Consider the following 13,705-nt stretch of genomic DNA (forward strand, 5'->3'; position numbering starts at 1 on the left):
CCCATGTCCATTTCAGCTCCTCGCCGTCCGTTGTTACGCCTGTTTCTGCTTGGCCTTTGCGCCTGCCTGCTAAGCCCGCTGGCCAGCGCCGATCAAGCCAAGCGCCTGCGCATCGGCATCACCCTGCATCCTTATTACAGCTACGTGGCGAACATCGTCGGCGACAAGGCCGAGGTGGTGCCGCTGATTCCCGCCGGCTTCAACCCGCATGCCTATGAGCCACGGGCCGAGGACATCAAACGCATCAGCGGGCTTGATGTGATTGTGCTCAACGGCGTCGGCCACGATGATTTTGCCGACCGCATGATCGCGGCCAGCGAAACACCCAACGTCAAGACCATCGAAGCCAATGAAAACGTTCCGTTGCTGGCAGCCACGGGCGTCGCGGCACGGGGTGCCGGCAAGGTGGTCAATCCGCATACGTTCCTGTCGATCAGTGCGTCCATCGCTCAGGTCAACAACATCGCCCGGGAGTTGGGCAAGCTTGATCCGGACAACGCCAAGACCTACACGCAGAACGCCCGCGCCTATGGCAAACGCCTGCGGCAGATGCGCGCCGATGCCCTGGCCAAGCTGACGCAGGCACCGAACGCCGAACTGCGCGTCGCCACGGTACACGCGGCCTACGATTACCTGCTGCGTGAATTCGGCCTGGAAGTCACCGCCGTGGTCGAGCCGGCCCACGGCATCGAACCGAGCCCCAGCCAGTTGAAAAAAACCATCGATCAATTGCGCGAACTCGACGTCAAGGTGATCTTCTCGGAGATGGATTTTCCCTCCAGCTACGTCGACACCATCCAGCGTGAATCGGGCGTGAAGCTGTACCCGCTGTCGCACATTTCCTACGGCGAATACACCGCCGACAAATACGAAAAGGAAATGACCGGCAACCTCAACACCGTGGTCCGGGCGATTCAGGAGTCGGGGGCATGACATCGAAAGAAACCCTCTCCCCGGAAAACACCGATTCCCCTGTAGGAGTGAGCCTGCTCGCGATGGCGCCGGGTCAGCCGACATCATTGCTGAATGACACACCGCTATCGCGAGCAGGCTCACTCCTACAGGTTACGGGACCGGCGCTGGATTTTGCGCAGGTGAGTCTGACGCTGGGGCGCACCACTATTCTCGACAACGTGACTTTTCAGGTACAGCCCGGCAGCATCCATGCGCTGGTCGGCCCCAATGGTGGCGGCAAGAGCTCGCTGATCAAGACCTTGCTCGGACAGATGCCGCATCAGGGCCAGCTCAGCCTGCACTGGCCCGGCGCGCCCGGCACCATTGGCTATGTGCCGCAAGCGCTGGAATTCGATCGCGGCCTGCCGATGACCGTCGACGATTTCATGGCCGCGATGTGCCAGCGTCGCCCGGCGTTCCTCGGCCTGAGCAAGCGTTATGCCGCGGCCATCGGTGAAGCGCTGGAGCGGGTCGGCATGCAGGACAAACGCAAACGCCGCATGGGCGCGCTGTCCGGCGGTGAACGCCAGCGCGTCCTGCTCGCCCAGGGGCTGATCCCGACACCGCAGTTGCTGGTGCTCGACGAGCCGATGTCAGCCCTCGACGAAGCCGGCATTCAGGTGTTCGAGCGCCTGCTCGGCGACTGGCGTGCAGCCGGGGTTACGGTGCTGTGGATCGAGCATGACCTGGAAGCAGTCGGGCGTCTGGCCGAGCGTGTCACCGGTCTCAACCGCCGCGTACTGTTCGATGCGACGCCGCAACAGGCACTGACCCCGGAGCGTCTGCTGAGCTTGTTTTCGACCCATCCACGGAGCGCTGCCTGATGAGTTACGAAGCCTTTCGATTGATGGTCCAGGGCTGGGCATCTTCCGGATATCTGCCGGAAGCATTGGCTTACGGCTTTGTGGTCAATGCCCTGCTCGCCGGCCTGTTGATCGGCCCGGTGCTGGGCGGTCTGGGCACGCTGGTGGTGGTCAAGCGCTTTGCGTTTTTCTCTGAAGCAGTGGGCCATGCGGCGCTGACCGGTGTGGCCGTCGGCATTCTGCTCGGCGAGCCCTACACCGGGCCGTACGGCAGCCTGTTCGGTTACTGCCTGCTGTTCGGCATCCTGCTCAACTATCTGCGCAACCGCACCGGCCTGGCGCCGGATACGCTGATCGGTGTGTTTCTTTCCGTGTCGCTGGCACTGGGCGCGAGCCTGCTGTTGATTCTCGCCGGCAAGATCAACGTGCACATTCTCGAAAACGTGTTGTTCGGCTCGGTACTGACGGTCAACGGCAATGACCTGGCGGTGCTGGCCATCGTCGGTTCGCTGGTCATGGCGCTGGCGTTGCCGTTGTATAACCGCATCATGCTGGCCAGTTTCAACCCGCAACTGGCAGCAGTACGCGGCGTGGCGGTGAAAACCCTGGATTACCTGTTCGTGATTCTGGTGACACTGATCACCGTGGCCGCCGTGAAAGTCATCGGCGCGATTCTGGTCGGCGCACTGCTGGTGATTCCGGCTGCCGCGGCACGCTTGCTCAGCCAGTCGCTGAAAGGCTTTTTCTGGTGTTCGGTGCTGATCGCCACCGTCAGCACGTTGTGCGGAATTCTCGCGCCGATCGTGTTCGACCTGCCGATTCCGTCCGGCGCCGCGATCATTCTGGTTGCCGGCATTGCCTTCGCCCTCGCCGCCGTCGCGCGCGGCGTGGTCCCCAGCCTGAAAGGGAATCTTGGATAAATGGCTTTTTCATTGAAAGAACTGACGCTGGCCATCGTGCTGTGCGGCGCAATCTGCACCCCGCTGATGGCCGCTGACAGTGCTAAACCACTGCGAGTACTGGCCTCGTTGCCGATCACCTACGGCTTGGGTGAAGCGCTGCTCAAGGGCACCGAGGTCCAGCTCGAACGCGCGGCGCCGGCCAATCTGCCGGGCAGCCGCCAGACCGCCTATTTCACCGGACGCGGCGCACCGGCGCTGAGCAAACTGGCGACCGACGCCGACGCCGTGATCGGTGTGCGCTCGCTGTGGACCGATGATCCGCTGTACCCGATTGCCCGGCGCAGCAATATTCGTATCGTCGAGGTCGATGCCGCCCGCCCGGTCGACGGCGCCCTGCCGGGGATTGCCGTGCAGCCGGGCCTTCAGGTTGATGGCCTGAACAGCCAGCCATGGCTGGCGAGCAACAACATGGGGCGCATGGCGGACGTTGTGGCCGCCGATCTGGTGCGTCTGGCGCCGACTGCCAAGCCGAAAATCGAAGCCAATCTGGCGGCGCTGAAACAGCGTTTGCTGAAACTCAGCGCCGCCACCGAAGCGCGTCTGGCCGAGGCCGATAATCTGAGCGTGATGAGCCTGAGCGATCATTTTGGCTATCTGATCGGCAGCCTCAATCTCGAACTGACCGCACAGGACGCGCGCCCTGATGCCGAGTGGACAGCGCAAGATCTGAAAAAACTGACGGCGACGCTCAAGGACAATGACGTGGCGGTGGTGCTGCACCATCGCCAGCCAGCGGAGCCGGTGAAAGCGGCGATTGCCGAGTCCGGTAGTCGACTGGTGGTATTGAGCACGGATGCGGCGGATCCGCTGGCGGAACTGGAGGGGAATGTGGACCTGCTGCTCAAGGGGCTGAGCGGGGCGTAGTTTCCGTCATAGACCGCGTTATCGTTTATCGCGAGCAGGCTCACTCCTACAGGGGGAACGCATTTCAACTGTAGGAGTGAGCCTGCTCGCGATGAGGCCCGACATACCAACGAAAAATTACAGACAAAAAGAAACCCGCTGACCATTACGGGTCCAGCGGGTTCTTTTTGCCCGGTCGCTTATTGTGCCGCGACTTGCGCTTCCATTTTCTGACGCAGGCTCAGCGGGCGCATATCGGTCCAGACTTCCTCGATGTAGGCCAGGCATTCCTTTTTCAGGCCACTCTTGCCCACGGTGCGCCAGCCCTCTGGTACCGCTTTGTAATCCGGCCAGATCGAGTATTGCTCTTCGTGGTTGACCACGACCTGAAAGAGGATGTCCTCACGGTCGAATACTGACGTCATGCTGGTTCTCCATCGTTGTATGGGGTGGCCGCACAACGGGTGCAGCCGGGTATGTAGAAAGAACGTTCGGCGCGGCGAAAAATTTACAGCGCCGCAGTGGCCGCCGCCAACGCACGCCCGAAGATCTGCGCGACGCGGTCGATTTCAGTGGCGGTGATGACCAACGGCGGCAGGAAACGCACCACCGCGCCATGGCGGCCGCCCAGTTCCAGAATCAGGCCGCGCTTGAGGCATTCGCGCTGAACCAATGGCGCCAGTCGGGCGAACGCCGGCGGATGGCCGAGCGCGTCCGGAGTGCCGGTCGGGTCCACCAGTTCGATGCCCAGCATCAGGCCGCGACCGCGGATATCGCCCAACTGCGGGAAGTCGCGTTGCAGGATGTGCAAATGCTCGCTCAATCGCTCGCCCATGGCCGCGGCGTGTTCGCAGACCTTGTGTTCGACCAGATAGCGCATCACCGCGGAGCCAGCGGCCATCGCCATCTGATTGCCACGGAAGGTGCCCGCGTGAGCACCCGGTTGCCAGGTGTCGAGCCAGTCGCGATAGACCACCACCGCCAAGGGCAGGCTGCCGCCAATGGCTTTGGACAACACCACCACATCCGGAATGATGCCGGCATGCTCAAAGGCAAACATCTTGCCGGTGCGGGCAAAACCACTCTGAATCTCGTCGACGATCAGCGCAACGCCGGCCTTCTCGGTGATGCGGCGCAGACCACGCAACCACTCGATGTCAGCGGGAATCACGCCGCCCTCGCCCTGCACCGCCTCGACGATCACGGCGGCCGGCAGTTGCACGCCCGCTTCGGGATCGTTGAGCAGATTGTCCAGATAGCTCAGATTGGCTTTCACGCCCGCCGCGCCGCCGAGGCCGAACGGACAACGGTAGTCATACGGAAACGGCATGAACTGCACGCCATTGCTGAGCAAGGCACCCAACGGCTTTTTCGGCCCGAGACTGCCCATCAGGCTCAATGCGCCTTGGCTCATGCCGTGATAACCGCCGGAAAACGACAGCACCGTACTGCGCCCGGTGGCGGTGCGTACCAGTTTCAAGGCCGCTTCCACAGCATCGGTGCCGGTCGGGCCACAAAACTGAATCTTTGCCTGCGCCGCCAGTTCCGCCGGAAGCAGCCCGAACAGGTCCTGGACAAACTGGTCCTTGACCGGCGTGGTCAGGTCGAGGGTGTGCAGCGGCAGCTCATCGGCCAACACTTGCTGGATGGCCGCGATGACTACCGGATGGTTGTGGCCCAGCGCGAGTGTGCCGGCTCCGGCGAGGCAGTCGATGAACGTGCGACCTTCGACATCCTCGACATACAAGCCCTTGGCCCGTTTGAGCGCCAGGGGAATGCGCCGCGGATAGCTGCGGGCGTTGGACTCCTGCCGACTCTGACGAGCCAGCAGCGGTGACTCATTGAACTGATACAGGGTTTCGGCCGGCGCCGGGACGAGCCGGGCCGACGATTGTTCGATAAGGCTGGTGGCGACTGACATCTCTCGACCCCTCAATTCGCTATGGATAGTGACCAAAACAGCACACCGGACAGGTGCGCGTTCCGGTCGCGGGGCGCACTTGCAGGTTTTCCTGTTCTGGAAACGCTTAAGCGCGATGCGGATTTACACCCTTGATCGAGTTGTCAGTCCGGTGGCGGCAAAGACTTGTGCAGCGGCACGGTCTGCGAGCCGGACGTAAAGGCTGGCGATGCCTGTTGATAGCCCAGATGCCGGTAGAACGGCTCGGCAGTTCGGGAGCTGTTGAGATGGAAATGCTGCACACCGCGAATCCGCAGCCAACCCTCGAGGCTCTGCATCAGCGCCCGGCCGACGCCTCGCCGGAAGGATTCCGGCTGCACGTAACACAGTGAAATTTCGCCACCGACCTCGGCCATGCCGACACCGACCGGTTTTTCTTCAAGCAAAGCGAGACAAAGATAAAAGTCTGGGTCGGCGAGCCGGCCACTGATGAAATCGACGGAGGACTGGCTGACCCAGTCGCTGACGAGCAGAGGGTCGTTTCGGTGATCGAACGCGCAACCAATGCGGATCGAACGCTCGATGATACGGTTGATGATGCCGGTGTCGGCCAGCGTGGCCGAACGTATGCAAACGAGTGCTTCCATGGCGCAGTTCCCTCAATCCATTGAGTCAAGGCTGGGTTGACCTTAGCCCCAACCCTGGCGGATAGCGAACGCCGAGAAGTTACATTTGATGTGCCAGAACACGAAACTTTTGTAGGAGTGAGCCTGCTCGCGATAGCGTTCCGTCATCAATCAACTTGTCAACTGACATGACGCTATCGCGAGCAGGCTCACTCCTACAGGGGAGTTGTGGTGGATTCAGCTGACTTGCAACGGCATCGTCAACTCGACCCGCAGGCCATCCGGGCGGCTGTCGAAATGCAAGGCACAGTCACAACGCTGAACGATCGCCTGCACGATCGCCAGCCCCAGGCCGCAGCCGGTGCTTTGGCCATTGCGCCAGAAGCGCTGGGTCAGATGTTGCAGATCGTCAGGCGCGATACCCGGGCCATGGTCGCGCACGACAAAACGCACGCGATTGCCGATGGTTTCCAGTGTGACCTCGACAGCACAGTCTTCAGGCGTATGGCGCAGTGCGTTGTCGAGCAGATTACGCAGCGCCGCGATCGCCAGCACGGCGGGCATCTCCAACGGCGCGGCGGACAGATCATCCGGCACCTGCAGTCTGATCCGCAGTCGCGCACCACCCGTCGCGTCCTGAATCGCCAGCCGGGCGACTTGTTCGGCGCTGTATTGCGAGCCGTCATCGAACGACAGGCTGCCCTCGACTCGCGCCAGCAGCAGCAATTGCTCCAGGGTTCGGTGCAGACGGTCAGCGCCCTCTTCGGCCCGCGCCAGCGATTGATCGCGGGCGCTGCCATCGGTCATGCGCGCCACTTGCAAGTGGGTTTTGATGGCCGTCAGCGGACTGCGCAGCTCATGCGCCGCGTCACCGGTCAGGCGGCGTTCACGCTCGATGGTCTTGCCAATACGCTGGAACAATTGGTTCTGGGTTTCGAGCAACGGTTTCAGTTCGCTGGGGAACGCCTGCAACTGCAACGGTTCAAGCGAATCGGCGTTGCGCCGCATCAACGCTTCACGCAGGCGATTGAGCGGCGCCAGCCCTTGTCCGATCCCCAGCCATAACAGGCACAGGCAGCCCAACAAGGCGACACCGACCGGTACCGAGGCGGCGAGCAGAATCGACATGTTCAGCGCCTCGCGCTCGATCTGCCGGTCCGCCGTGGTGATGCGCACATCGCCCCGGGCCAGGGTGAAACTGCGCCACGGCGCGCCGTCGATGATTTGATCGTGGAAGCCCATTTTCTCGGCTTCCAGCGCCTGCTCGGGGTTGTTGTGGCTGCGCGCGAGAATTTCCCCGCGCAGGGAACTGACCTGGCAGGCCATGCCACCGGGAACATTGAGTTGTTCGGCACTGAAGTGGGTGCCCTCGCCTTTGCTCGGCAGCGTCGGCAGTTGTTCGAGCAACCCGGCGACCATACGCGCCGAGGCCACCAGTCGCTGGTCGAGGGAAAACATCATCTGGTTGCGCAGATCGCTGAGCATCCACGCCGCCGCCAGCGCCCAGATCAGCGCAAACGCGGCGCCGAGGGTCAGGCTCAGGCGCAGGCGCAGACTCATCATTTGCCTTGATCCCCGCCGTCGGCCGGGCCGAGGCGATAACCCAGGCCGCGCACGGTTTCGACGATGCCTTTGCCAAGTTTGCTGCGCAGATGATGGATGTGCACGTTGAGGGCGTTGCTTTCCAGCTCATCGTTGAAGCCATAGACGCTGTCTTTCAACTGCTCGGTGGACAGTACTCGCCCACGATTGTGTAGCAGTGCCTGCAACAGTGACTGCTCGCGGCGCGACAGGTCCACGGGCTGCCCGGCCAGCGTGGTTTCACGGCTGCTCGGATCGTACGTCAGCGCGCCATGCTCGATCAGGTTGACGCTGCGCCCGGCAACCCGGCGCAACAGGGTTTGCAAGCGGGCGAACAGTTCGCGCAGGTCGAACGGCTTGAGCAGGTAGTCGTCGGCACCGGCCTGCAAGCCATCGACGCGGTCGGTGACCGAATCGCGTGCGGTCAGGATCAGCACCGGGATCTCCAGGCCCGCGTGACGCAACTGTTGCAGCAACTTGAGCCCGTCCTCGTCTGGCAGCCCCAGGTCGAGCACCATCACGTCGAATTCCGCGACTTTGAGCATCGCCCGCGCCTTGGACGCCGTGTTGACATGCTCGACAGTCAAGCCCTGGGCGGTGAGGCCGGCGACGATGCCACTGGCGATCAGCTCATCGTCTTCGCAAACCAGTACGTGCATGGGTGCTCCGTGAGAAAAATGGCGAGTGAAGCAGGCAAGGATTAAGGGGCAATTATGGCCATGCGCGACAGTCACGGGAAGCCGGTTAAACATTCACGCCACTTCCAGGCGACGGGAAACCCGGGGTAGCGATGGTCGAAACATTCGCCAACCTTAAGGCGTCTTCAGAAACAATTCATCGCTTTGTCTGTGAATGCGTCGTCACTTACTTTGATTCGGACAACTTCGCCAACCTTCTAAATGGACTTTACAAACATGACCGAATTAAAAAACTTTGTCGCCGTCGACTGGCGCTCCGGCCCCGACCGTATTTATTTCTTCTTCAAGGATACTGACACTTACTCCCGATTCAATATCGGCGACAACATTGTCCCTGGCAACTATCCCACCAAGACAGCAGGCCACTGGGACAGTTTCAGCCCTTTTACCCAACACCTGCGCTTTGGCCTGACCACCACTTCGTTCGGCTGGAACGTCGATAGCGATGAAGACATTGCCTGGTTCTTCTTCTACCAGGGAACAACCCCGATGGTCTGTAAATATGATCAGGACACTGACAAAGTTGCCGCTTTCCATAAGGTCGCCGATTCGGTCTGGAAGCCGATCCTGCCGTATTTCGATAAGATTATCGCCGGCACCTGGTTTCAACTGACCGGTCATCCGTTCCTGTTTCGCTTCATTCTCAATGACGGGCACTACTTGTCGTTCAATTACAAAGCTAAGACTCTGACGCGCAAGCCCTTCGGCGACTATCAACTGGGGGCATTAAAACCCTACAAGGACCGAATCATCACCGCCGCCCAGAATGACCGGACATTTGCCGACAGTTACTGGTATATCTTCCTGGCCGATAATCAATACCTGACCTACAACATCCAGACTGATCGACTGGTTTCCGGTCCGAAAACCGTTACTGAAGGTAATTGGCCCGGGCTGTTGCGCGGCTGATTGGCCGATCATGGAGGGGCTAGTAGGATACGGTTAATTATCGGTTAATCGCCGCCGCCCATTCTGCACCCACTTGCACAGGGACAAGGCTCCTCCATGCGTCGTTTTTTTCTGTTGTTTGCTCTGCTGATCTCCGGTCTGGCCCAGGCCGGAAACAATCCCTTTGAGACAAAACCGGACTTTTTGCCAGTCGACAAGGCATTTGTGCTCACCTCCGAACGGCTGGAGTCGGGTGAAACCCAGGTGTTCTGGCAAATCGCCGATGGCTATTACCTGTATCAGAAGCGTCTGAAATTCGATGGGCTGACGCCCGCACAACAGCCGACGTTGCCTGCGGGCGAATCCCACAGCGATGAGTTTTTTGGCGAGCAACCGGTCTATCGGCAAGGCCTGGAAGTGAAAATCCCGGCCGCCGCCACAGGGCAGATCAAGGTCAGCTATCAGGGCTGCGCGGATGCGGGGTTGTGTTACCCGCCGCAAACCCGGGTGATTGATCTGGGCGGCAAAGCGGCGGTAACCGCCAACGCACAAGCGCCGGATCAGGCCTTGGCCAGCAGCCTGCAACAACGCGCGCTGGGCTGGAGTTTGCTGGTGTTTTTCGGTCTTGGCCTGCTGCTCGCGTTCACCCCGTGTTCCTTGCCGATGCTGCCGATTCTGGCCGGCATGATTGTCGGCAGCGGTGCCACCCCCCGCCGCGGTTTCGCCCTGGCCAGCAGCTATGTGGTTTGTATGGCACTGGTGTATGCGGCAATGGGCGTGATCGCCGCACTGCTTGGGGCAAACCTGCAGGCCTGGCTACAGAATCCGTGGTTGCTTGGTGCCTTCGCCGCCGTATTCGTGATACTTGCCCTGCCGATGTTCGGCTTCTTCGAGCTGCAATTGCCCGTGGCCCTGCGTGACCGACTGGAACACGCCTCGCGCAGCCGCAGCGGCGGCAGTCTGATTGGCGCCGGTGTGCTCGGTGCGTTGTCCGGTCTGCTGGTCGGCCCGTGCATGACTGCACCGCTGGCCGGAGCATTGCTCTATATCGCGCAAAGCGGCAACGCCGTGCACGGCGGCTTGATTCTGTTTGCGCTGGGCATCGGTATCGGTGTGCCGCTGCTGTTGCTGGTGACGGTCGGCAATCGTTTCCTGCCCAAGCCCGGCGCCTGGATGAATCTGCTCAAAGGCGTGTTCGGCTTCCTGTTCCTCGCCACTGCGTTGCTGATGCTGCGCCCGGTACTGGACGCTTCGTTGTGGCTGGGTCTGTGCGGTGCACTGCTGTTGATCGCCGCTTTCTGCGCCTGGAAACAGTCCGAAGGTTTTGGCCGGGTTGCCCAGTTATTCGGCGCCAGTTCGCTATTGCTTGGGTTGTGGGGGAGTCTGCTGGTGATCGGCGCGGCGGGCGGCAGCGATGATCCCTATCAACCGCTGCAGGTTTACAGTGCCGGTCGCGCCAGCACGGCGGCACCATCAGGTCACGAGGCATTTACCACGATCAACGACCCGGTGGCGTTGCAACGCGAACTCGACGCTGCCAAGGCCCAGGGCCAGTGGGTCCTGCTCGACTACTACGCCGATTGGTGTGTGTCGTGCAAAGTCATGGAAAAACAGGTCTTCGGCCAGGCCAAGGTGATGCAGGCGTTGAACGATGTACGGCTGCTGCGCCTGGATGTCACCGCCGACAACGCCGCCAGCCGTGAACTGCTCGGTCGTTACAAAGTGCCGGGACCACCGACTTTCATCTGGATCGGCACGGATGGCGAAGAGCGGCGCAGCCAGCGCATCACCGGCGAAGTCGATGCCGAGGCGTTTCTGCAACGCTGGACCACTACCCGAGACGCCAATTAATGCTGACTTTCACCCTCGGCACCTTCGCCATCGCACTTAACCACCTGCTGCTGATCAGTGCCCTGGCGCTGGCGACGTTTGTCGGCTGGCGGGTGGCCAAACGTGGCGGCGAGAATCCCGAGTCGGCGCTATTCAGCCTGTTTCTGCTGGGCATGCTCGCGGCGCGCATTGCGTTTGTGCTGATGTACTGGCCGCACTACCGCAATGACCCCTGGCAGATCATCGACCTGCGCGACGGCGGTTTCCTCGCCTGGCCGGGGGTGATCGTGCTGCTGCTCGCAGCGCTCTATCGCGGCTGGCGGCGTCCGGGCTTGCGGCGACCGCTGGGCTTTGGCGTGGTCAGCGGCTTGGCCTTCTGGTTGCTGGCAACCCTGTCGCTGAACATTTACGAACAGGGCACGCGCCTGCCGGAAATCTCACTGCGCAACGCCGCCGGAGAAACGGTAAAACTCAGCGATTATCAGGGCGGCCCGCTGGTCATCAACCTGTGGGCCACCTGGTGTCCACCGTGCCGGCGCGAAATGCCGGTGCTGGAAAACGCCCAGCAGCAGCGCCCGGACCTGACCTTCCTGTTCGTCAATCAGGCCGAAAGCATGCAAAGCGTCGCGACGTTTCTCGAAACCCAGGGCCTGAGCCTGAACAACGTGTTGTTCGACCGTGGCGGCCGACTCGGCCAGGCCGTCGGCTCCATGGCGCTGCCGACTACGCTGTTCTACAGTCCCGACGGCCGCCTGCTGTCCAGCCACTTGGGTGAATTGTCCAACGCCAGTCTGGCACGCGCCCTGGAAAATTTCGGCGAACCGAATCTGAATTCAAACCCGGCCGCTGCACCGGCCACCTCTGCAAGGAAACTCCCATGCCCCGCCTCCGCCACCTGCTGACGCTGACTCTGGGCAGCGCCCTGCTGCACTTGCCGTCGGTGCAGGCTGCTGAAGAATTGCCCGCCGCGATCAAGCAGATCGAAGCCAAGGGCGCGAAAATCGTCGGCCAGTTCGACGCGCCCGACGGCCTGCGCGGTTATGCCGCGCAATATCAGAACCGCGGGATGGCGCTGTACCTGACGCCGGATGGCAAGCACGTAATGGTGGGCAATCTGTACGACGCCGATGGCAAGGACTTGAGCAGCGAACCGCTGCAAAAACTGGTCTACGCGCCGATGGCCAAGGAAGTCTGGGCCAAGTTCGAAGCCAGCAACTGGATTCAGGACGGCAACAAGGACGCGCCACGCACCGTGTATCTGTTCAGCGACCCGAACTGTCCGTACTGCAACGTGTTCTGGGAACAGGCGCGGCCCTGGGTCAAGGCCGGCAAGGTGCAGTTGCGCCACATCATGGTCGGGATCATCCGCGAAGACAGCCCGGGCAAATCGGCGGCGCTGCTGGCAGCGAAAGATCCGGCCAAGGCGCTGGAGGATCACGAAAAGGCTGGCAAGGGCAGCTCGCTCAAAGCCTTGAAGGATATTCCAGTGGCGGTGCAGACCAAGCTCGCGGCGAACATGCAACTGATGGAAGATCTGGAGTTACAGGCCACGCCGGCAATTTTCTACATGGACAGCAAGGGCGAGCTGCAACAGCAGCAAGGGGCGCCGACGCCGGAGAAGCTGGTGAAGATTCTGGGGCCTAAATAGTTTTCCGTTGCCTGAACCGGTCCCATCGCGAGCAGGCTCACTCCTACAGGTGATCGCATTCTCTCAGCAAGAATGCGGTCCTTGTAGGAGTGAGCCTGCTCGCGATTGAAGATTACTCGGTGTGTCAGTTGAGCTCGGTCAAGAAGGCCAGCAGCGCCTCAGTGACAAACTCTGGATTCTCCAGATTGGAAATATGCCCCGCCTCCGGCACCAGCACACACGGACAGCCGATCAGTTCAGCCATTTCCCGGGCTTCCGACGGCGGGCGTGGCTTGTCCTGATCGCCGCACAGCACCAGCGTGGTCGCGGCATTCAACTCGCCCAGACGCGGCAACAGATCATCACGGCCAAAGGTGATGCGCCCCATCGGCACGATGCTTTCGCGCAGGCGATCGGATGAATAAGCCGCGAGTTTCGCGCGAAAATCCTGATACAGCGCCGACTGCGGATCGATGCCCGGGCGGAAAAAGATCGGCACGACAATGTCGAGCAGTTGCTCGGAGATTTCGCCGCTGTCTTCGATTTGCTTGAACAGCGAGAAGTAGTACTGACGGGTGGGTTCCGGCTCGACACCGACGTAAGTGTCCATCAGCACCAGACCGGTTAGACGCTGCGGCGCCGACAGTGCCAGCTGAACGCCCCACATGCCGCCGACCGACAGCCCGACCAGCGTGACGCGGTCGATGCCCAAGTGATCGAGCAAGGCCTGCGCCTGACGGGCGATGTCATCCAGCGATACGGTGCCGTCAGGCAACCGTCCCGACTCACCGTGTCCCCACAGATCCAGGGCAATCACGCGATAGTGCGGAGTGAGTGCGGCGATCTGCGGCGCCCACATGGCCTGATCCCACAAATAACTGCCGGCCAGCAACACGGCCGGGCCGGTACCTTGATCAATGTAGTGCAGCGCTTGTCCGTCAACCGTGAAAAAAGGCATCGACCACCTCCTGTGAGAAAAAACAGAACCGGCAG

The 13,705-nt window shown here is 61.3% G+C and carries 14 protein-coding genes; 8 read left to right on the plus strand and 6 right to left on the minus strand.

From position 1 onward, the window contains the following. Positions 1 to 3: 3 nt before the first annotated feature. From HU755_RS24375 to HU755_RS24390, 4 genes are read left to right on the plus strand one after another with little or no spacing between them, the layout of a single operon-like run. Positions 4 to 933 carry a metal ABC transporter substrate-binding protein gene (locus tag HU755_RS24375; RefSeq protein ID WP_186547154.1) on the plus strand — a complete coding sequence of 310 codons (930 nt, stop codon included), beginning with the start codon at positions 4 to 6 and terminating at the stop codon, positions 931 to 933. Further along, positions 930 to 1,778 carry a metal ABC transporter ATP-binding protein gene (locus HU755_RS24380; protein WP_238350041.1) on the plus strand — a complete coding sequence of 283 codons (849 nt, stop codon included), beginning with the start codon at positions 930 to 932 and terminating at the stop codon, positions 1,776 to 1,778. Before HU755_RS24375 ends, HU755_RS24380 begins: the two co-directional genes overlap by 4 nt. After that, entirely contained in the window at positions 1,778 to 2,677 is a 900-nt protein-coding gene (locus HU755_RS24385; protein ID WP_186547153.1) for a metal ABC transporter permease, read from the plus strand. Before HU755_RS24380 ends, HU755_RS24385 begins: the two co-directional genes overlap by 1 nt. Then, positions 2,678 to 3,583 carry a metal ABC transporter solute-binding protein, Zn/Mn family gene (locus HU755_RS24390; protein ID WP_186637396.1) on the plus strand — a complete coding sequence of 302 codons (906 nt, stop codon included), beginning with the start codon at positions 2,678 to 2,680 and terminating at the stop codon, positions 3,581 to 3,583. It begins immediately after the preceding gene. A gap of 179 nt (positions 3,584 to 3,762) precedes the next feature. On the opposite strand, the gene HU755_RS24395 is transcribed toward HU755_RS24390, so the two are convergent. From HU755_RS24395 to HU755_RS24415, 5 genes are all read right to left on the minus strand, one after another. Continuing rightward, positions 3,763 to 3,987, minus strand: a complete 225-nt coding sequence (locus HU755_RS24395; protein ID WP_053122206.1) for an MbtH family protein — start codon at positions 3,985 to 3,987, stop codon at positions 3,763 to 3,765. A gap of 83 nt (positions 3,988 to 4,070) precedes the next feature. Next, on the minus strand, positions 4,071 to 5,483 hold the full coding sequence (locus HU755_RS24400) for an aspartate aminotransferase family protein (protein WP_186637398.1): 1,413 nt from the start codon (positions 5,481 to 5,483) through the stop codon (positions 4,071 to 4,073). A 143-nt stretch (positions 5,484 to 5,626) separates the two neighbouring features. Continuing rightward, a complete protein-coding gene (locus tag HU755_RS24405) occupies positions 5,627 to 6,109 on the minus strand; it encodes a GNAT family N-acetyltransferase (protein WP_186637401.1) in 483 nt (160 codons plus the stop codon). A 216-nt stretch (positions 6,110 to 6,325) separates the two neighbouring features. Further along, the gene (locus HU755_RS24410; RefSeq protein WP_186637403.1) at positions 6,326 to 7,651 is read right to left on the minus strand and encodes an ATP-binding protein; all 1,326 of its coding nucleotides are present in this window, start codon (positions 7,649 to 7,651) and stop codon (positions 6,326 to 6,328) included. After that, the gene (locus tag HU755_RS24415) at positions 7,648 to 8,328 is read right to left on the minus strand and encodes a response regulator (RefSeq protein ID WP_186637406.1); all 681 of its coding nucleotides are present in this window, start codon (positions 8,326 to 8,328) and stop codon (positions 7,648 to 7,650) included. Before HU755_RS24415 ends, HU755_RS24410 begins: the two co-directional genes overlap by 4 nt. Before the next feature lie 255 nt (positions 8,329 to 8,583). Between HU755_RS24415 and HU755_RS24420 the strand changes: the two genes are divergently transcribed. From HU755_RS24420 to dsbG, 4 genes are all read left to right on the plus strand, one after another. Further along, a complete protein-coding gene (locus tag HU755_RS24420; protein ID WP_186637409.1) occupies positions 8,584 to 9,276 on the plus strand; it encodes a hypothetical protein in 693 nt (230 codons plus the stop codon). A gap of 96 nt (positions 9,277 to 9,372) precedes the next feature. Further along, positions 9,373 to 11,106, plus strand: a complete 1,734-nt coding sequence (gene dsbD / locus HU755_RS24425; protein WP_186637412.1) for a protein-disulfide reductase DsbD — start codon at positions 9,373 to 9,375, stop codon at positions 11,104 to 11,106. Beyond that, a complete protein-coding gene (locus HU755_RS24430) occupies positions 11,106 to 11,987 on the plus strand; it encodes a TlpA family protein disulfide reductase (RefSeq protein ID WP_186637415.1) in 882 nt (293 codons plus the stop codon). The genes dsbD and HU755_RS24430 overlap by 1 nt, the downstream gene beginning before the upstream one ends. Then, positions 11,963 to 12,733 carry a thiol:disulfide interchange protein DsbG gene (gene dsbG, locus HU755_RS24435; RefSeq protein WP_186637418.1) on the plus strand — a complete coding sequence of 257 codons (771 nt, stop codon included), beginning with the start codon at positions 11,963 to 11,965 and terminating at the stop codon, positions 12,731 to 12,733. The genes HU755_RS24430 and dsbG overlap by 25 nt, the downstream gene beginning before the upstream one ends. A gap of 124 nt (positions 12,734 to 12,857) precedes the next feature. On the opposite strand, the gene HU755_RS24440 is transcribed toward dsbG, so the two are convergent. Next, positions 12,858 to 13,670, minus strand: a complete 813-nt coding sequence (locus tag HU755_RS24440) for an alpha/beta fold hydrolase (RefSeq protein WP_186637421.1) — start codon at positions 13,668 to 13,670, stop codon at positions 12,858 to 12,860. Positions 13,671 to 13,705 lie beyond the last annotated feature (35 nt).

The organism is Pseudomonas sp. SWRI111 (assembly GCF_014268555.1).
In the GTDB taxonomy this organism is placed as follows: domain Bacteria; phylum Pseudomonadota; class Gammaproteobacteria; order Pseudomonadales; family Pseudomonadaceae; genus Aquipseudomonas; species Aquipseudomonas hamedanensis.